19 protein-coding genes are annotated in these 19,414 nt (G+C 41.6%); 6 read left to right on the top strand and 13 right to left on the bottom strand.

Annotation, left to right across the window (positions count from 1 at the left end; all coding sequences use genetic code 11):
* Positions 1 to 3 precede the first annotated feature (3 nt).
* The 7 genes from cls to BUC20_RS27830 all read right to left on the bottom strand — a co-directional run bounded on the left by cls (position 4) and on the right by BUC20_RS27830 (position 6,491).
* Positions 4 to 1,455: a cardiolipin synthase gene (gene cls / locus BUC20_RS27860; RefSeq protein WP_073236168.1), complete on the bottom strand. Its 1,452-nt coding sequence runs from the start codon at positions 1,453 to 1,455 to the stop codon at positions 4 to 6.
* Between the two features lie 16 nt (positions 1,456 to 1,471).
* Positions 1,472 to 2,380: an SAM hydrolase/SAM-dependent halogenase family protein gene (locus BUC20_RS27855; protein WP_073236165.1), complete on the bottom strand. Its 909-nt coding sequence runs from the start codon at positions 2,378 to 2,380 to the stop codon at positions 1,472 to 1,474.
* A gap of 90 nt (positions 2,381 to 2,470) precedes the next feature.
* Positions 2,471 to 2,893, bottom strand: coding sequence for a RidA family protein (locus BUC20_RS27850; protein ID WP_073236690.1), 423 nt, complete (start codon positions 2,891 to 2,893; stop codon positions 2,471 to 2,473).
* Positions 2,894 to 2,934: 41 nt separating this feature from the next.
* Positions 2,935 to 3,759 (bottom strand): alpha/beta hydrolase, encoded by an 825-nt coding sequence (locus BUC20_RS27845; RefSeq protein WP_073236162.1) that lies wholly within the window; start codon positions 3,757 to 3,759, stop codon positions 2,935 to 2,937.
* A gap of 73 nt (positions 3,760 to 3,832) precedes the next feature.
* Positions 3,833 to 5,437, bottom strand: a complete 1,605-nt coding sequence (locus tag BUC20_RS27840; RefSeq protein ID WP_073236159.1) for a Na+/H+ antiporter — start codon at positions 5,435 to 5,437, stop codon at positions 3,833 to 3,835.
* Positions 5,438 to 5,486: 49 nt separating this feature from the next.
* Positions 5,487 to 6,206: a 2OG-Fe(II) oxygenase gene (locus tag BUC20_RS27835; RefSeq protein WP_073236156.1), complete on the bottom strand. Its 720-nt coding sequence runs from the start codon at positions 6,204 to 6,206 to the stop codon at positions 5,487 to 5,489.
* 72 nt (positions 6,207 to 6,278) lie between these two features.
* On the bottom strand, positions 6,279 to 6,491 hold the full coding sequence (locus BUC20_RS27830; protein ID WP_073236154.1) for a DUF551 domain-containing protein: 213 nt from the start codon (positions 6,489 to 6,491) through the stop codon (positions 6,279 to 6,281).
* 307 nt (positions 6,492 to 6,798) lie between these two features.
* Between BUC20_RS27830 and BUC20_RS27825 the strand changes: the two genes are divergently transcribed.
* Positions 6,799 to 7,317 (top strand): DUF892 family protein, encoded by a 519-nt coding sequence (locus BUC20_RS27825; protein ID WP_073236151.1) that lies wholly within the window; start codon positions 6,799 to 6,801, stop codon positions 7,315 to 7,317.
* An 18-nt stretch (positions 7,318 to 7,335) separates the two neighbouring features.
* On the opposite strand, the gene BUC20_RS27820 is transcribed toward BUC20_RS27825, so the two are convergent.
* Positions 7,336 to 8,172, bottom strand: a complete 837-nt coding sequence (locus BUC20_RS27820) for a DUF6266 family protein (RefSeq protein ID WP_073236148.1) — start codon at positions 8,170 to 8,172, stop codon at positions 7,336 to 7,338.
* Positions 8,173 to 8,522: 350 nt separating this feature from the next.
* Complete coding sequence (locus tag BUC20_RS27815) at positions 8,523 to 9,164, bottom strand: hypothetical protein (protein ID WP_073236145.1); 642 nt, start codon at positions 9,162 to 9,164, stop codon at positions 8,523 to 8,525.
* A 118-nt stretch (positions 9,165 to 9,282) separates the two neighbouring features.
* Here BUC20_RS27815 and cfa point away from each other — a divergent pair, with 118 nt between their 5' ends.
* Positions 9,283 to 10,392 (top strand): cyclopropane fatty acyl phospholipid synthase, encoded by a 1,110-nt coding sequence (gene cfa, locus BUC20_RS27810; RefSeq protein ID WP_073236143.1) that lies wholly within the window; start codon positions 9,283 to 9,285, stop codon positions 10,390 to 10,392.
* A 2-nt stretch (positions 10,393 to 10,394) separates the two neighbouring features.
* Here the strand turns inward: cfa and BUC20_RS27805 are convergent, their stop codons facing one another.
* Positions 10,395 to 11,243: a universal stress protein gene (locus tag BUC20_RS27805; RefSeq protein WP_159441174.1), complete on the bottom strand. Its 849-nt coding sequence runs from the start codon at positions 11,241 to 11,243 to the stop codon at positions 10,395 to 10,397.
* 175 nt (positions 11,244 to 11,418) lie between these two features.
* Here BUC20_RS27805 and BUC20_RS27800 point away from each other — a divergent pair, with 175 nt between their 5' ends.
* Positions 11,419 to 12,999 (top strand): L,D-transpeptidase scaffold domain-containing protein, encoded by a 1,581-nt coding sequence (locus BUC20_RS27800; protein WP_084529355.1) that lies wholly within the window; start codon positions 11,419 to 11,421, stop codon positions 12,997 to 12,999.
* On the opposite strand, the gene BUC20_RS27795 is transcribed toward BUC20_RS27800, so the two are convergent.
* On the bottom strand, positions 12,989 to 13,561 hold the full coding sequence (locus tag BUC20_RS27795) for a DUF4142 domain-containing protein (RefSeq protein WP_073236138.1): 573 nt from the start codon (positions 13,559 to 13,561) through the stop codon (positions 12,989 to 12,991). The two genes, BUC20_RS27800 and BUC20_RS27795, sit on opposite strands and share 11 nt — an antisense overlap.
* 302 nt (positions 13,562 to 13,863) lie before the next feature.
* Here BUC20_RS27795 and BUC20_RS27790 point away from each other — a divergent pair, with 302 nt between their 5' ends.
* Together BUC20_RS27790 and BUC20_RS27785 are read left to right on the top strand one after the other, a co-directional pair.
* Positions 13,864 to 15,600 (top strand): GMC family oxidoreductase, encoded by a 1,737-nt coding sequence (locus tag BUC20_RS27790; protein ID WP_073236136.1) that lies wholly within the window; start codon positions 13,864 to 13,866, stop codon positions 15,598 to 15,600.
* Between the two features lie 21 nt (positions 15,601 to 15,621).
* Positions 15,622 to 16,248: a gluconate 2-dehydrogenase subunit 3 family protein gene (locus BUC20_RS27785; RefSeq protein WP_073236133.1), complete on the top strand. Its 627-nt coding sequence runs from the start codon at positions 15,622 to 15,624 to the stop codon at positions 16,246 to 16,248.
* 57 nt (positions 16,249 to 16,305) lie between these two features.
* On the opposite strand, the gene BUC20_RS27780 is transcribed toward BUC20_RS27785, so the two are convergent.
* Together BUC20_RS27780 and BUC20_RS27775 are read right to left on the bottom strand one after the other, a co-directional pair.
* Positions 16,306 to 17,652 (bottom strand): ankyrin repeat domain-containing protein, encoded by a 1,347-nt coding sequence (locus tag BUC20_RS27780; RefSeq protein WP_234994610.1) that lies wholly within the window; start codon positions 17,650 to 17,652, stop codon positions 16,306 to 16,308.
* A gap of 9 nt (positions 17,653 to 17,661) precedes the next feature.
* Positions 17,662 to 18,852, bottom strand: coding sequence for an ankyrin repeat domain-containing protein (locus tag BUC20_RS27775; RefSeq protein ID WP_073236127.1), 1,191 nt, complete (start codon positions 18,850 to 18,852; stop codon positions 17,662 to 17,664).
* Between the two features lie 182 nt (positions 18,853 to 19,034).
* Here BUC20_RS27775 and BUC20_RS27770 point away from each other — a divergent pair, with 182 nt between their 5' ends.
* Positions 19,035 to 19,406 carry a hypothetical protein gene (locus tag BUC20_RS27770; protein WP_143166947.1) on the top strand — a complete coding sequence of 124 codons (372 nt, stop codon included), beginning with the start codon at positions 19,035 to 19,037 and terminating at the stop codon, positions 19,404 to 19,406.
* The last annotated feature ends 8 nt before the right edge of the window (positions 19,407 to 19,414 follow it).

Raw genomic sequence — 19,414 nt, 5'->3', positions numbered from 1 at the left:
TCATTACAATAATGGAGAAAGCAATCTGGCTATCTTTTCAGGGAACTGTACTCTTGCAGACCTTGCAGCCCAGGTTATGGGGTCAATAGGCAGGGAGAAGCTCAGGTCTTCTTCAAAGGCATTTTTCAGCTCTTTGGCAATTCCGGTATCGTAAATGACGGTATTCACTTCAAAATTCAGCTCAAAGCTGCGTTCGTCCATGTTTGCGGTTCCTATAAAAGACAGCTGTTCATCGATCACCATGGTTTTTGCATGGATAAAACCTTTCTGGTACTGATAGATTTCCACACCAACATCCAGCAATTCCTGGTAATAGGAGCGGGCGGCAGCGGCTACCCAAATGGAATCTGATTCAAAAGGAACCAGGAGTTTTACTTTTACACCGCTTAGGGCAGCTACAAAGAGCGCATCTAACAGACTAATCCCCGGAATAAAATATGGGCTCGTAATCAGGATTTCCTGATCGGCCATTCCTATTGCCTGAATGAGGTTCAGCAAGATCGTCGGGTGGTCTGAATCGGGGCCACTCGCTGCAATCTGGACTTCTACGTCTCCTTTAAGTTTTCCATGTGTATTGAAAAATGCTTCCTGAATTTCTAATGATTCTTCGGAACAGAAATTCCAGTCGGAAATAAATAAATGTTGCAGATAGTGTACACCAGGGCCGATAATCTTCACATGGGTGTCCCTCCAGAATAAAGATTTAGTATCCTGTGCATCGTTGATGTAGCGGTCGCTGATATTGATTCCACCTGTAAATCCAATATTTCCATCCACAATGATGATCTTCCTGTGGTTTCGGTAATTGAGGCGGTTTGCGAGGGCGATGAATATAATTTTATAAAAAGGGAAGGCCTGAACACCGGCTTTTCTGAGCTCCGGAACTAATTTTTTCCTGATCGACCGGCTGCCAAAGTCATCATAAATGAAACGGACCTGTACGCCTTGTTTTGCCTTTTCAATTAGGATGTCTTTGATCTCATTTCCGATTTTCTCATCCTCGAAAATGTAATATTCCATATGAATATGATGTTTGGCATCGCGTAATGCCTGCAATACTTCCGGAAACTTCTGTTCGCCGTTTAGCAATAATTTGACCTCATTCTTTCCGGATAGTCCACTTACATTGCTGTTTAATAGCAATTGGGCCAGTTTTTTATACTTCTGAAGTTCCGGATTCATCTCATCAATGGCCTTTTCTGAATTCAGAACAATCCTGGCATTGATTCTTTGAGAGAGGATGTCATCAGAAATGATTTTTTTGTTATAGATTTTCCTCACCCGGTAATTGATGCCAAAAGAAAAATAAATGATCACGCCGATTACCGGGAGGAATACAGCCAGCATCAGATAAGCAAGCGTTTTGCTCACCGAACGTGTGTCGTAGATAATGCGCAGACAAACCGCTATAATAAAGAGGGTATAGGCAATTTCTAAGACAAGGATCCATTTCATATGAGCTGCTTTGCTGTTATTTGGTCAGGCTTACTTCCACTTTCCATTCATTGCCACTTTGTACCTGATGTTCTGCAGCAAAGTTACCCTGATTGATGGCAAATGACAACTCCAGCAAGCTGTTCAGGTAAGCCAGAGGTTTTCCTTCCTGTACTTCTCCAAATGTAGCATGATAAGGCATGTTTCCTTCATAAATCTTTTTATCCAGGTGATAAACTGCAAGATGAAGCTGATCTCCATACTTAACACCCAGCTGATTTAGCAATTCCGCACCTATATTTGTCCATACATTTCCGTACTGAACATCCAAAACAGGGATATTTCCTTTGATCCTGCCATTTTCCATCAGCGCTTTCTGATAAGAAATCGAAACCACCTGATCAGGCAATTGTTTTCCTACCTGCTCAAAGCTGATGGTTCCTGCCGCCAGTCGTGCAGCAGTATAGGCATAAACATCTCTTCCATGGAAGGTATAGGATTTTCCGGAATCTTTACGTCTGTTGACTGCCTCATTGATTTCTCTGAGCGATTCAATGCCTAAAGATTCAGCAACGAGCGTGAGGGTTCCATTATCAGGGCTGACGATATAATGTCCGCTTTTGGTTTTCAGGACAACAGATTTGCGCTCCGTTCCAACGCCAGGATCAACCACCGAAACGAAAACCGTTCCTTTTGGATAATAGGGGACAGTTTGTAATAACCGGTAAGCCGCTTCCCATATATTGTATGCTGGGATTTCATGACTAAGGTCGAATAATTTTAGATCTGTGGAAACCCCCATTGCCACTCCTTTCATTGCCGATACCGCACCATCTTTTAATCCAAAATCAGATTGAAACACGACAATTTTATTCTGTGCAGAGGTAGTCCGGCAAAGAAAACCCAATAATAATAAGCAGACCAGACGCAGTAAACTAATTTTCATTCCTTTAATGTTTAAGCAGGAATAAATTTAGTCGATTTAGGGTAATAAATGAAATCTCCTCCTGGAGGCCTTCCGGGAGGAGAAATGAGGTTAATCTTTCAAAAGAACTGCCGTTGCATCTATTTCAATCTGCATTCCATCCAGGGCTAGCCGGGATACAGGAATGAGGGTGTTTACCGGGTATTTCTCATCAGGCCATGCTTTTTGGCTCTCTTCAATAAGGATTTTGTGCTTTTCCGGTCCATAATCTACCACTAATGTGGTCAGTTTTGCAATATGTCTAAGGGTTAAGCCCTTACTTTTAAGGGCAGTTTCAATATTTTTGAGGGTAAATCTCACCTGAGTTCTGAAGTCAGCAGAAAGTTCTCCTTTTTCATTGGTCCCCGCCTGTCCGGCTACGAAAACCAGGCTGCTGTTGACGGGAACGGCAGTTACATGTGAATATCCATGCGGACGTGGGTCGTAAAGCCCTTTTGGGTTGCTGATTTCCTGTGATTTAGCTTGAATTGCCATAATACTGAATAGGGTTATAAGTAATGTTGATCTGAGTTTGTTCATGATTGACTAAAATAATTATGGATAAATAAGAGCTGGAATGCAGAAGCCTTTGACCAATAGGTATTGTCGTGCACTCCCGGACGTTCAATATAATCATGGTCAATCTTCAGATCAGTCAGCTTTTTATGTAAAGTCCTGTTTACTTCCAGCAAAGGATCCTGAAGTCCACAGTCAATGATCAACTTCAATTCCTGGTTTTTAAGGGTAGCTACATTGTAGTTTACCGTATGTTCTTCCCAGCTTTTTTCATGACCGGCATAGTCACCAAGACATTTTTCGATGTCATAACCTTTTGTGGCCGCTCTGAAATCTACTGCTCCACAAATACTTCCTGCTGCACCATACAGCTCTTTATGCCGTATCGCAAGGTATAAAGCGCCATGCCCACCCATGCTCCATCCATAAATGGCTCTTTTGGTCCGATCTGCAATTGTAGGGTAGTTCTTATCCGCAAACTGAACCAGTTCTTTGGTGATAAAGCTTTCATACCTGATGCTTTCATCAACAGGGCTGTCGAAATACCAGCTGCCATATCCGCCATCGGCAAGCACAATGATCATTTGCAGGGCGTCTGCCTGGGCTTTCAGATCGGGGATGTCCAGTTTCAAAGTTCTCCTTGCATCTCCTGTATAGCCGTGCAGCAGGTACACTGTAGGATAGTGTTGCTTTTCTTTCAGCTGTTTAACCTGTTCCGGGCGGATAAAAAGACAGGTAATGTCTTTCTTCATGTTTTGGCTGTACACCTTCACCGTATCCACTTTTGCGGCAAAAACGGCGTCTGCAAAGAAAATTGCAGTTAAAATAAACAGTAATCGTTTCATATTCTTTTGTTTTATGAAACAAAGTTCTGCTTACTTTAACTGCAAAACATGTACATATGTTGAGAGGATGAACCTAATAATTGATCTTAGCCTCATCCAGGTCAAGTTGACTTTCCTGTTTTCTGATTTCTTCATCACTGTAAAGGTTCTCTTTACGTAAGAGGTGTAATTCTCTTCTTTGTACGGAGTACAGGTCTAATAAAATGGAATTGTAGAAATCAAGTTCTTCCTTTCTCATGGTATCACATTCCAGAGATTCCAGTCGCTGGTTCTCAATAAACCGGTCACTTTCCATTTGTTCTTTCAGAAAACCGACCAGTTCATTTTCCCTGACTTCCTTCGCAAATTTCTCTTCCAGCCTTTTGAGCGAAGCATGTATCATTCGGAGGCGGATTCCGGCTTCCTGCTCTCCTTCAGGTGGAAAATCATCAATTTCTTTGATGTTTGTCCACTTGATCACTAAAGGTAAAGTCAGGCCCTGAAATACGAGGGTCACCAGGATTACCACAAAGGTGATGAACAGCATCAGGCTGCGGTGTGGAAAGGCCTCGCCATTATTGATCAGTAATGGAATGGACAGGGCTGAAGCCAGAGATACGACCCCCCGCATGCCTGCCCAGCCCACAATCACTGATCCTTTCCAGAGTGGGTTTACAGGATCAGCCCTTTTTCTGTTTCCCATCCATGCCGGAACATAAGCGATGAGGATGACGTAGACTAAGCGGATCACGATGATGACCACACTGATTACCAAACCATAATTGATGGCTTGTCCAATGGAATAATCGCCCAGACTTTCCATAATTACCGGCAACTCTAAGCCGATTAAAATAAAAACCAGGCCATTTAAAACAAAAGCAAGGGTAGCCCAGACGCCTACAGCTTGTATTCTGGAATTGCTATGTGCAAAAATCTCATGAGATCTGTAGGACAGGAACAGTCCACCGCTCACCACTGCCATTACCCCGGAAAAATGGAAATGTTCGGCCCCTATATACATGAAATAGGGGGTCATGAGCGTTAATGCGGCATCAATGCTCGGGGTTGTCGGTAGAAAACGGTGTACCACATATACGATATGGGCAATTGCCAGTCCAATCACCACACCCATCCCTGCAGCAATGAAAAACTGCCCTACAGCTTGTTGCATAGAGAATTGTCCCGAAATGACTGCTGCCAGTGCGAAGCGGAATACAATTAAACTGGAAGCATCATTGATCAGGCTTTCTCCTTCCAGAACAGCCGTTAGCCGTTTTGGTATTTTTATGTTTTTTAAAACGGAATTTGCTGCTACAGCATCTGGAGGAGAGATGATTCCTCCTAACAAAAAGCCCATGGCTAGTGTAAAACCAGGAATCATAGCGCTGGAGGTATAGGCAACTATGATCGAAGTGAAAAACACCAGACCAAATGCCAGTCCGGCAATAGGCCTTTTCCATTTCCAAAAGTCGTTCCATGACGTGTACCAGGCAGATTCATAGAGGAGTGGGGGAAGGAAAATCAGGAAAATCATTTCCGGTTCAATGTCCACCTTTGGAATGCCTGGAATAAAGCTGATGCCTAATCCGGCGATCACCAGAAATATAGGATAAGAGATTTTTAGTTTCTGTGCCAGCATGGTGAGCATAAAGACCGCAAAAAGAAGGACCAGTACAAGAAATAAGGTTTCAGTAAACATAGGTAGAAGGTGAAATCAGCCTTCAATATAAGAAAAAATGCAAAAAGACTTAGCTCAGGGCATCATGGAAAATAATCCCGAGTGTATGCCTTTGTCCTTCGTGCAGCGGGCTGACTCCATGTTTCATATTTACGCGGTAATAGCCCTTAGTTCCTTTTACCGGGCGGAAATTGGTACTGAAGATGAGCATGTCGCCTCTTTTTGGTCTTAAGACATTCGCTTTTGACTGTGCTCTTGGGATTTGCTCGGTCAATACAAACTCTCCTCCGGTATAATCTTCCTCTGGTTCGTTTAAGAATAAAACCAGTTGCATGGGGAAATAAATCTCACCATATAAATCCTGATGAAGTGTATTGAAACCTCCCTTTCCATATTTTAGGATCAAAACTGTAGGTTTTGTCTGTCCGTTATCCTGACAGATTTGCTTAAGTTCCTCATGGGTTGGAGGAAAGGTAGTTTCTATATGAAGGACCTGCATCCACTGATTGGCAATTGGGGCAAGGAAGGGATAAACATTTGCCCTGATCTCTGCAATCAGGTCGGGTAGCGGGTATTGGAAATACTTATATTCACCAAGTCCGAAACGATACCGTTCCATCGTAATGGTTTTTCTATAGGTATGATCTGCCTGATAAGCCTGTATCAGTTGTTCGCATTCTTCTTTTGTCAATACATTTTCTATAGTTGTATAACCATGATCATGCAGCTGATTGCCGGTTTCATCCCAGTTTACCTCATTTAACCTTTCTGTAATCGTCTTTATTTTCATTTTTGTCTCTTAAAAGTATAAGACAAAACTAGGCCGATGCTTTTATCTGCAGAACCCGATTCTTGCGGAAAACTAAGCTAAAAGCAATTTGGGTAAGTCCATCCATCCATTCACTTTCAGGCATGGACTCAGGTTTTCCTCTTCCTGAAGCTCCCATTCCTGAAGGTAGGTATTGTACCTGGCGATCTGGTAAGCATATTCCAGCTCTGGGTTCATCACCGTAATCAATTTATACTCATGATCTTCCGGTAGCCTTTCGTTCGTTGAAATCCATTCTTTAGCCATTGCTGTTTATTTAGTGTAAGCCTTTAATATTCAGTGATCTATATCCTGATTAACAATATGGATGTTCTTTTGTTTTAAAAATTAAACGAAAAGATAAACAAAAGTCATTGCCTTTCTTGAATACTTTGCCATAGTTTTGATACCTTATAAAAACAAATGAAAAAAGTGCTTTTTGAGCATCCGTTTTGCTGGTCTTTTTATGTAGTAACTTCTTTTAAATCAATGTATTTGTTGTTTTTTATGATTTATTTGACGAAATTTATGTTCTGATTTTTTCCAGAATAGCGTTGAACTGACATCCCTGATTATGGCAGATGAATTAAAAAAAATGCGGTTGCAGGATTTCTTCATTGAAGGCTTAGAAGAGGTTTATGATGCAGAAAGAAAATTTATAAAATGCACTGCTGCACTTGGTATTGCAGCAGTGAATGAGGAGCTTCAGCGTTTGCTGAGCACCCATTCTACGATTACTGAAAAACACCTTGGACACCTCGAAGCGATTTTAAACCGATTGGCTCATCAGGCAGGAACCGGAATCTGCGAACTGGTTACCTGCATGAGCGATAAAGCTTCAGAAATGATGAGGCGGACAGAAACCGGCACGGCCTTAAGGGACGTTGCCATTTTACATCTTATTCAGATCATTCAGCACTATAAGATGGCTATCTATCGCAACCTGATCGCTTTGGCCCGGGAGACAAAACATTCAAAAATTACCGTCTTACTGGAAGACTGCCTAAACGATGAAATCAAGACAGGGGCTGATCTAATTGAAATCGGGCAACGTTTCATTTACCCCGCTGCAAAAGCTGAGGACCTTAAATAAGAATTCCGTACTTAATTTTTAACCCGGTTTACCCGGAAGGTCATCTAATTTCTTTTTAAGCACCTGATATTCCTTTTCGAGATGCCGGAAGGCTTTGCTTTCCATATGTTTTCCTTCGTCCTTTTGTTGTAACCTGATATAATCCGCCTCAACCTGTTCAAGTCTTTCTTTTGCCTTTTTATATTTTTCCTGTTTTGCTTTTTCTTCCGGACTTTCTATGTTACCGTTTAGATTTCCAATGTATACACTGTCAGAAACCTCCTTGCCATCAGCAGTTTTAAAGGAGATATAAGCCTCTATTGGCTCATTGAGCCATTCTTCTTCCAGTTCAACCAGGTATTTACCTTCTTCTCTTCTTGCGGCATTGAGAAATGAACGGACCTTTCTTCTCAGGGGGTAGTACAGCAGAATCATGACGCAGTCGTCGTGTCTGAGCTCCCGATCCAGGTAATACGGATCCCAGCTGACAAGCACACCAGTATCTTTTTTTTCCATACTGATGCCTTTGGCTGCGGGTAAAGTGCCTTTACTCAACACCACTTTACTATAATTCACAGTGATGTTTGGATATTCACCCTGCAGGGCCTGTTTCTTATTATAAGAGGTGGCCAGATTGTACGCATTTTTGACCGTGCCTGCAGCCTCCAGACCAAAACCAATGTTGATGAAATCTTTCATTGGTTTGATGAGTTTCATGGTAACGCTCATAGATTGCTGATTTCCCAATTGTTTTCTGCTTGGTTTACCAGGATCACCTATGGTTCTGCTTACATTTTGTCCGTTTAGTACATAAAATACCATATTGCCGATTTTTCCATTTGGATGGCCATAAGGGCCAGGTTTTAAAATTGCCATGATTAATAGATTAATTTATAATACTACAATATAGAAATAAATTATTAATTGAGAAACAATTGCTTTCGGAAAAGTAGTAGTATATGCCCTGAAGAGTTCGCTATTGAGGGGAATGATCTATGAATTTAGGGATAGCTTATTTCAGCTTTCAAAGGGCTATTTGACCTGACAAGGACCTGGCAACCTCCAATCAATATCCAATCAGGAATCACTAAATTCAGGACTCAATACGGCCCATTCGGGAACACATTCCGAAGTTGACATCCTCCCATCTTCAACAATGACTGGACTTAAATTGTATTAAATCTGAAATTAATGACCCTATCCCATAAAACGCGGGTCTGATCCTGTTATTTTTTTAAAAGACCTTTGCTGAGCATGTCCTGAATGAGGACATTGGTGAATTCTGTTGCCAGAATTTGCGGACTATCCGGAGCCGAAGTTTTTGTCTGTGCAGAATAAAGAAGCTGATCAGCACCGAGGCCATAAAAATTGGCTTCCAGTATGAAGTTGGTGCTCAGGGTGTAATATCCAGGCTCATAAATCCTTCCGTACATATGTCTGTAATATCCCCAGAATCCGTAATATGGATAAGGTGCAAAACCTATAGAAGGAGGAGTGTATCGTCTTTCCTTTCTTCTGTCCAGTAAAGCGATGGTAAAGGTTCCGTCATATCCTTTATCCTGTATTTTTTTTAGTGCATCCTTTTCATTTAATCCCTCAAATGCTTTAGGTCCATATTCTGCATAGGCAGAACCTGCATTGATCCCATGTGCGTTCAGTGCCTTTACCATTGAATTTTCAACTTCTTCCTGCAGGGGTCTGTCTTTCGAGCCCATCAACCCAATGACCAATACTTTCTGAGATTGTACAGATGGCTGCTCTGGTTTGGTCCAGGAGGAAACAATACTTGTTCTCGGACTGCAGGAAGTTAATAAAATGGTAAATAGAAAAACCATTCCTATTATGCCGGTAGACATTGACTTTTTCATGATATAATTTACTGTTTTTTATCAACAATTCAAAATGGATGTATTGTTGATTGTTCAATCAAAAAACAAACCAGATGGCTAAATTGATTGTTTTAGTAATGTAAGATTTTTATTGCATATGAACAGATATCAATCAACTATTGAAGCGTTAATCTCGCCGGCAGGGATACACCTGAATGGCATTGATGATTTTGATATTCATGTATATGACGAACGGTTCTATCGCCATGTTTTGCGTTATGGCTCCCTGGGGCTTGGAGAGTCTTATATGAATGGATGGTGGGAATGTAAAGCACTGGACGTTTTTTTGTACCGTTTGCTCAGTGCCAACCTGGAGAAACGGATTAAGCCCTATTGGCAATGGCAAAGCCTCAAAGCGAGAATCTTTAACCTTCAATCCATTACCAAAGCTGTGGAAGTAGCCAAAAAACATTATAACATCGGAAATGAATTGTTTGAAAAGATGCTGGATAAGACCATGATGTATTCCTGTGCCTACTGGAAAAAAGCAAACACACTGGAAGAAGCACAGGAGGACAAACTCGACCTGATCTGCCGAAAACTAAAGCTCAGTCCGGGAATGGAAGTGTTGGATATTGGATGCGGATGGGGTGGGTTTGCTCAGTTTGCTGCGGAAAGGTATCAGGTAAAGGTAACCGGAGTAACGATATCTTCTGAGCAGGCAACATTGGCCAAAGAACGTTGTGCTGGCCTTCCTGTAAAGATCATATTGGAAGATTATCGCTTCCTGAAAGGAAATTACGACCGGATTGTGTCTATTGGGATGTTTGAACATGTAGGTTATAAAAACTATGATGTTTTTATGAAGGTTGTAAAACGATGCCTGAAAAAGGAAGGGATATTTTTACTTCATTGTATTGGCAATAACGAGAGCGGTATCCATACCGATCCATGGATCAACCGCTATATTTTTCCTAATGGAATGATGCCTGCTCCGACGCAACTTGGTAAAGCTGCTGAACCTTATTTTGCTTTACAGGACTGGCATAACTTCGGCCTTTACTATGACCTTACGCTGATGGAATGGCTCAAAAGATTCAGGGCTTCCTGGGACCAGCTGAAACATGATTATGATGCGCAGTTCTACAAAATGTGGGAGTATTATCTATGTATTAGTGCAGCCTCCTTCCGGGCGCATAAAAATAACCTGTGGCAAATCGTTTATACCCATCCGGATTATCCGGAGCTGTATTTCGGAGAAAGGTAGAATTAATCGATGAGCTCAGTTTTTCTGATGAACAAGAGCGGGATATGGCTATGATAAGCAAGTTTTTCGGTGATGCTTCTGTGGAACAAACTTTGAAAAAAGCTGTATTTTTTAGGAATGGCGATGACAAGTTGGATGTCCTTTTCCTCCACAAAATCCATGATGCCTGCCGCACAATCTTTGTGATCGGTAAAATGATACTCTGGATTTTCACTGTCCCATAATTTATGTAATGCTGTTTGTTGTGCAATGATGTCGGGACTGTAATGGTCGCTTTCATTGTGCTCCACATTGAGGATAAACAATTTAGCCTGTAAGGTATGGACAAAGTTTTTGATGGCCATAACCGGGCTGATTTCAGCAACTTCTTTTAAATCTGTAGCCAGTGCTACACGTTTGATGCGCTCTACAGGGGCTTCAAATGGGACCAACAGGAGTGGAACTGTGCATTCCTTTGCGAGGGATAAACAGTTGCTGCCTACCAGTATCTTTTCAATTCGGCTCTTGCCGGTAGTCCCCATAACCACCAGTTCAATGTCCTCTTTTTCAATAAAAGTTTCGATGGCCAGTACCAGCGGATACTCATTGGTATGGGCTTCTATCCTGATTTGCCGGCTGCTGACGGTTAGTAAATCATTTTTCAGGTATTCCAGAAACTCTACACTCTTCTCGTGTAATTGCTGGATATTGTCTGGTTCAGGAAGAGGAAGATCTGAGCTGGTGTATGGAATATCATAGGAATGATATAGAATGATTCTTGGAATTCCAATCTGCATCGCCATAGAGACCGCGTAATAGGCGGCATGGCTTGCTGTCTCTGAAAAATCCGTTGCCACTAGTATGGTTTTCATGATCATTGATTATAAATTTTCATACACCTATATAACACCCGAAAGTTTCTGCTGTTTTAACAATCTTAGATTTCTAAGTGTTTTTTTATCAGGCACTTATTTTTATTTTTTGAGGGGAATATGAAACAATAGAAATCGTCAGGTGTTGTATGGGGGTCAACCTAGTTATCCCGTTATGTTAAAGGCAGTTGGTTGTGGTTGGTTTATGAAAATGTTGATCATTTCATTATGGTTGGTGTTGTTGGCTGCCTGTACCCTGAAAAAAGCAACGGTTACTTCAAAAGAGCCAGGCTATATGCTGGGGAAAGCTCCCGGGCTGGCTGAAGCGAAGGTGCTGAAAATTACCAGGCTTAAAGAGAGCCTCGTCAGTGCTGCTTTTAAGCAGGTACTGTCACTTGAAAAAGAGACAACCGGGGATGTAGACTGGCTGAGACGTTTTTATAAAAACCAGGACTATGAGTTGATTCTTTTAAACCGTTATCTTCCGGGTAAGGATTTGGAGCTTTTGATGGGATATCTGGACAGTGTGGAGCTTCATGGTCTGAATCCTGAGCTCTTTTATCGTACTGAAATCCGGGACTTATGGAGCAAATTGGGAGAAACAAAAGAGGAAAAGACCATGGATGCATACCAGCAGAAAGTAAAACTGGAAGTGCTTCTGGCCGTTTCATTAATTAAATACAGCCGTACCATGCAGTACGGTCTGGTCAGACCAGATAGTATATACACTAATTATTTCATTTCTACCCTAAGTCCAGATAGCAGTCTGGCCGGCAAAGTATTTGCGGTTGCTGATCTAAAAAATTATCTGGATAGCATCCAGCCTAAATCTTCACAATACCTTGCTTTACAGAAAGCGTTGAAGTTAGGGTTCGGTACTAAGGCCATCCCGAGGGAAGAAGCTGATCTTGTGATAAAGGTGAATCTGGAGCGATTGAGGTGGAAGAATAAGGTTGCTGCAGTAAAGTATGTTTCGGTGAACATTCCTGATTTTAGTCTGGAGGTGATTGACCAGGGGAAAGCCATATTACAGATGAAAGTCTGTGTTGGTGAGGGGCGGAATAAAGATGGGATGAATCTGCTTAGTAAGGACCCGGATACCGGTTTGGTGCGCGACCAGCCCATCGCAAAGGAGACCCCACAGTTAAACAGCATGATTTATAGCGTGCAGGTAAACCCGATCTGGCATATTCCTGCAAGCATTGCCAGGGCAGAGATTTCTAAATATGTGGCTTCAAATCCAGACTATTTAGCAGAGAACGATATGGATGTTTATAAAGATGGTAAGCGGATTTCGGCCGGGGAAGTAGATTGGGAGAATGTTGGGCAGTATTCATTTAAACAACGACCCGGAGACCAGAATTCTTTAGGAAAGATTAAATTTCTTTTCAACAATAACAGCAGTGTTTATCTGCACGACACTCCGGTTAAAAGCGCATTTAAAAAAGTAAACCGTGCAATTAGCCATGGTTGTGTCCGCGTAGAAAAACCATTGGAGCTTGCGCTTGCGTTATTTGGAAAGGGGAAAACCTATGATCAGATCAAATCGGCGATGCAAAATGCGTATCCAAGGGCAAAAAACATTTCTTTACCGGTAAAAATACCGGTTTACTTAAATTACATCACCGCCTGGGCAGATGCTAAAGGTAACCTGGCGCTAAGGAAAGACATCTATGGCCTGGACCTTGTATTATATAGTTATATGAAAAACCATCACCTGCTTCCTTTGAACGATCTAAGCTCCGCTAATAACTGACTCCGGCATTGATTTCCCCGGCCCTTTTAAAATGACGTTCCAGCGTACGTAAAGTTTTTGAAGCAAAATTCCTTATTTTGACATCCCCTGAAACGGCAGCTGATTTAAAAAGATCCAATGCTTTTATATGATCTTTCACCATCATATCCATATAGTGTTTATCGAAGGCCGCTCCGGTCATTTTTTTCATTTCTTCCACATGTTTACTGTCGGCAGCAGGAAGGGAGCCTGGTAAACTGACCTTTTTACTATCGGCAAGCACCTTCAAATCATTGGCAATCCTGGTATGGTCATTCACCATTTGCCCGGCGAATTTTTTAATCTTAGGGTTGGCTGCATTTTGCTGCGCAATCTTTCCCAATTCGATCTCCATGATCCCGGCAAGGGCTGCGGTTTTCATAAAGTCATCAGCATCCGCACCCCTGTTTACAGCAGTGGTATCGGTCATGGTTTGTTCGATACTGGAGTCTGTGGTAGATTCATTGATTTTGTCTGTGTTCCGACATGCAGAGAAAGCAAGCGAAACTAATGATAAAGACGCAATTAAGTGTTTCGTTTTCATGGTCTTAGGTTTGTTGTTTAACTGTGTTATAGTTACAAATCAGAAACCTAAATGTTTTAAAATAGAATAAATCCCTTTGTTAAATAAATAGTCAGGCTCAAATTCCTGCCAAAGCAATTAAGAATAGCCGTTTTGACCAGTTCATGGGTACTATATATAGTATGAGGTAATAGGGGGTAAGTCTGTATTTTTTTGTTTACATAAATGCATTACTGCTTATTAAGAATCATTCTTGATTTAGCTATTTGCATATTTAGTAATATTTTTATTAATATTAGATCATCAACCATTCAACCAAATATATGAGTGAATTTCAAATCAAGAAATCGTCTGCCGTCTATGATGTAGTTATCGTAGGGTCCGGAGCAGGCGGAGGTATGGCCGGGTATGTATTGGCCAATGCCGGGCAAAAAGTGCTGATGCTGGAAGCTGGTGCTTATTTCGACCCACGTATCGACGCACAACAGTTAAAATGGCCATGGGAATCTCCCCGACGCGGTGCATCAACCACAAGACCCTTTGGAGATTTTGATGCTTCTTATGGAGGTTGGAAGTTAGATGGCGAACCTTATACCCAGAAATCAGGAACAGAATTTGCCTGGTTCAGGTCTAGAATGTTAGGTGGAAGAACCAATCACTGGGGAAGAATTTCTTTAAGAATGGGTCCTTTGGATTTTAAATGTAAGGATGGACTAACCGACGACTGGCCTATTACGTATGATGAGCTAAAACCTTTTTATGACAAGGTAGACCGTCTTATTGGAGTTTATGGAACGGTAGAAGGAATCGAAAATGAACCCGATGGAATTTTTCTTCCGCCGCCAAAACCAAGGCTCAATGAACTGTTCATTAAGAAAGCCGGACTGAAGACCGGAGTGAAAGTAATCCCTGGCAGGGGCTCTGTACTTACCGAAGCTTTACCGGGAAATAAAGACCGTGCTCCTTGTTTTTATTGTGGACAATGCGGGCGTAGCTGTAAAGTTTATGGAGATTTTTCTTCTTCTTCCTGCCTGGTGATCCCGGCAGTAAAAACGGGGAACTTAACCGTAATTACCAATGCGATGGTAAGAGAGGTGTTAACCGATAAAAACGGATTGGCTACCGGAGTATCTTATATCAACAAAAAAGATGGAATGGAATACCAGGTAAATGCCAAAACGGTGATCCTTGGTGCCAGTGCCTGTGAATCTGCAAGGATTCTGTTGAACTCCAAATCTGTTGCCCATCCTGGTGGACTGGCAAATGGAAGTGGTATCGTTGGTAAATATTTACACGATTCAACCGGAGCAAGTCTGGGTGGCTTCCTGCCACAGCTAATGGACCGTAAGCGTTATAACGAAGATGGTGTGGGCAGTGTCCATATCTATTCGCCATGGTGGCTGGACAATAAAAAACTGGATTTCCCAAGAGGTTATCATATTGAATACTGGGGTGGAATGGGAATGCCGGCCTATGGATTTGGTGGTGGTACTGCCAAACTGAATGGAATGGTTCCCGGAAGAGATGGAAAAATGAAAGAGGCCGGAGGTTATGGTGCATCTTTAAAAGATGATTACAGACGTTTCTACGGTACATCAGTAGGTATGGCAGGTAGAGGAACAGCCATCGCCAGAGAAACTAATTATTGCGAAATAGATCCTAAAGTGGTCGATAAATATGGTATTCCGGTATTGAGGTTTAACTATAAATGGGCGGATGAAGAGATCAAACAAGCCAAACACATGCAGGAGACCTTCCAGTCGATGATGCATGCGATGGGGGCAATCATCACTTCAGATATTCCGGGAGCGGATACCAATTATGGATTGGAAGCACCAGGTAAAATTATCCATGAGGTAGGTACCATCAGAATGGGCGATGACCCTAAAAAATCAGCCTTAAATAAATGGTGTCAGGCACATGAATGTAAAAACCTGTTCGTGGTAGATGCTGCACCTTTCGTACAACAAGGAGATAAAAATGCGACATGGACCATTCTTGCCCTCTCGATGAGGACTGCCGAATACATCCTGGAGCAAAAGAAAAAACAAAATATTTAAGCTGTTTAAAACAAAGAAATTATGAACAGACGTGAATCACTGAAAGTCCTTGGACTAACCACCATCAGTACTGCTGTATTGTTGGAGGCCTGTAAACCGGGTGACGATAAAAAAATAGCAGAAACCGCAGAAGCAGCGGGTTCAGAAGCAGGTAGAGAAGAGTGGGAAGTTGAAAGAGATAAGAAGTTAAAGGCAGAGAAGTTCTTTTCTGCACATGAAATGGCTACCATTGGCCTTCTGGCGGACATCATCATTCCAAAAGATGACAAGTCCGGAAGCGCTACAGATGCGAAAGTGCCCGAATTTATCGAGTTTATTGTGAAAGATATGCCAGAACATCAGACCCCAATGAGGGGTGGATTGAGATGGCTTGACCTGCAATGCCTGAACCGTTATGAAAAACCTTTCAAGGATACTTCATATGCTCAGAAAATTGAAATGATTGATCAGATTGCTTACCCTAAGAAAGCAAAACCAGGAATGGAGCAGGGAGTGGCTTTCTTTAACCTCATGAGAAACCTGACTGCTTCGGGATTCTTTACCAGCGAAATCGGAGTGAAAGACATCGGTTATGTGGGTAATGTTCCGAATAAATGGGAAGGTGTGCCTGCAGACGTATTGAAACAATACGGTATGGAAGGCGTTTAGCACAATCGCTTATGATAAAAAAGAGGTACCGGACAATCCGGTACCTCTTTTTTTTGTTTATCCTTTAAGGACTTTTTGTTTTTCCAGGTCAAACTCTTCCTGACTAAGAATACCGGCATCCAGTAACTCTTTAAGGTCCAGAAGTGCCTGTTTCTTTATGGCCATCTGATTTTCCGGAGCTGTCCCGTTTGATGTTTCCGGTTTTGATCCTGAAACAGGAGCCGCTGCAGTATCTTTAGGGCTATACTTTAAAAGCGCCTCTGTAATTTCATTATATCCTTTGATATTGGAATAGTCTATCGCTTTCTGTTCTTTAACATTCACTACAGAAGGATCGGCATGGTTTTCCAGCAGGTATTTAACAATGTCTTTTTTACCATTGGCTGCGGCATAATGTAGTGCAGTATTTCCGCTTTCATCGGCAATGTTAATGGAAGCTCCATTTTCTATCAATAGCTTAACCATGCTCAGGTGACCTTTCTTTACGGCTACATGAAGTAAGGTTTCTCCGCCATAACTGTAGCTGTTATCTAAGGTGAAACTGCTGTCCAGAGAAATATTTGTGGCACTTTCCACCCAATCGAGGTAAGAGTTCATGGATTCGTCAACACCAGAAAGAGGTTTGCTGAAATTCACATCTATACCATTCTGCAAAAATAAGCTGACGATTTCTTTTTGGTTATTGCTGCAGGCGTACCAGATCGGAGAAAGTCCGTTTTTGGTAGACACTTTGATGTCTGCGCCCCGTTGTACCAATAGCTTGATCAGCATATTATTGCCCTGATAGCAGGCCAGTAACAACGGTGTTTCTCCTCCATGATTGGCATGGTTGATTTCGGCCGAATGGTCCAGCAATAACTCCACAATTATGGTGTTTTTTGAGTTTACTGCATATATCAGCGGGGTGTTTCCAACTTTATCTGTTGCATTCGGATCCGCACCCAATTCCAGCAGTCTTTGAACAATTTCTTTATTCCTGAGACCAGAAGCAAGAAGTAAAGGTGTTTCTGCCTGGTTATTCTGGAGGTCCACTTCCAGTCCTTTTTGTATCAATTGATTGAGTACCTCAATCTGAGCCGTTTTTGCAGTCAGGTGAAGAAGGCTATTGCCCTGAAGGTCGTTGATCTCAACTTTTGCCCCCTGATCTATCAAATAAATAGCGGTCTGTTTTTGTTTTAGTAAACAAGCGAAGTAAAGTGGTGTTTCCCCGTTATGATCTTCGTAATTGATATCTGTTCCGGCTTCAATCAACGATTTTACGATGTCCAGGTATCCCTGATAGGCAGAGTAATGTAAAGCTGTTCTTCCTTTCTCATCGGTATAAGCGACATCGACTTCATTGTTTTTAAGCAGTATTTCTGCAATCTTTCTTTTGCCAGCCTCGCAGGCAATTATAAATGACATGGACATTTCTTAGGATTTTTGGTTGGCAAGCAGTATTTCTACAGTCTTGGATTTCAGGTTATCATTTGAGGCCAGGGCCATTGCTGTTTCGTCTTTCCGGTTGGTCAGGCTGGTATCAGCACCTTTTTCTATCAGGAGTTTTACCTTTTTGTAGGTGTCTTTTGCCACCTCTTTATCATAGTTAACATTAAATGCACATACATAATGTAAAAGCGTATTTCCATCTTCATCCTGTGCATTGAGGTCTACCAGGTCCATATTCAAAATGGCTTCCAGGATTTCAAATTGTTTTTCAGCAGCTACTTCCAGTGGAGTTTTACTTTGTCCATACCAGGTTGAACGCTCCAAAAGATCAGCTCCATCTTCTAAAAGTTTAACAAGAAAATCTACCGCATTCCGATCAGACCTGTAAATTCTTCTCATGAATTCGAAGAACATGGTTACCCCTTCTTTATTCAGCTGGTCAAATTTGGGACTGTCGTATTCCCTGAGTTTAAGGTACCATTTGAGCTCTGACTTATGTACAATGCTCCAGAAGAACGCAGATTCTCCCGATTTGTCCTGGTGATTTGGATCTGCGCCATTTTGCAGCAGCAGGTCAATATATTCTGGTTTATTAAATTCTATTGCTTCTATCAGAGGTGTCTTATTGACAATATCTTTTGCATTTACATCCAGACCCTGTTCAATGAGGTACTGTACATAAGCCATTGACTTTTCCGGTTTGATCCTTCCGTTTTTTATCGTCGCATGCAGGAAAGTCGTATCATAATTGTTCTTATAATTCAGATCAAGACCAGCATCAACGAATTTTTTGATCAGCCATAGATCAGCACCTTCTTCAAAAGCATAACCTAAGAGGGTTTGGTCGGCCACTTCATCTTTGAGGTTCTCCATTTGCCCAAGCAGATCATCCAGAAACTGAATGGATTCCTCATCTTCTTTGAGGTTTGTAATGATGCTTGCGAAAATGGATTTTTTAAAAGAATCGTATTCGTAAACATCTGTTCCTATCAGCTTTTGCTCGATGAGCACAGGAATCAGGTCAAAGGCTTTGTGACTGATGATCTGATCAAGAATCTGGGTATGGTAATATTCATTGAGGTCAGAAGTAAGGTTTTTATCATTTTCTAGCAGCAGTTTTGCTTCCTGGAAGTTGTTTTGTCTGAATGCTTGTAATAAAGCAGTAGTATCTGGCATATCTATAAATACTTAATTTTTTATAGGGCATCAAAAATCAGGCCGTATCAGGGGAATATTTGCAGCAGTTTGTTTCTCCGGATATTGCCTTGCTCATGATTTAAACTGAAAAAAAATCATAGAAAGCTGATCATAAAAGTGTTAACTTTGAAATAGAAATGGAAAAGAGTAAAATAGCCGGTATGAAGAACAGTTCGTCAGCATTTTTGTTGACCGTAACTTTACTATTGAGCTTTTTTATGCTCTCCGGGAATACCGGTTTTTCGGCCATTTCAGCGCATAAACCGCAAACAGAGGTCCTTGCAGGCTTCAAACCGCTTTCTGTCAGACAGGTTAATTATTATGACAATAGAAATGTATTAAAATATGTACATTTTCTTTCTGCGGTTGTTGATCAGGCTGCTGCATTGACTGCTTTTAACAGGTCAGTGGAAGTTGCATATGCACTTTTGCAGAAAGACTGCAGTGAACCTGGACCTTCCAATCATTTTTATCTTCCAAAAATTGTTTCTTCTCAAAGCCAGGATGAAGAGGCCTTTCTTTTGATCGGATAGTGAATATC

The organism is Pedobacter caeni, from assembly GCF_900129215.1.
Classification (GTDB): Bacteria; Bacteroidota; Bacteroidia; order Sphingobacteriales; family Sphingobacteriaceae; genus Pedobacter; species Pedobacter caeni.
The sequence above is the reverse complement of the archived record's forward strand: the minus strand, read 5'-3'. Positions and strand labels throughout refer to the sequence as shown.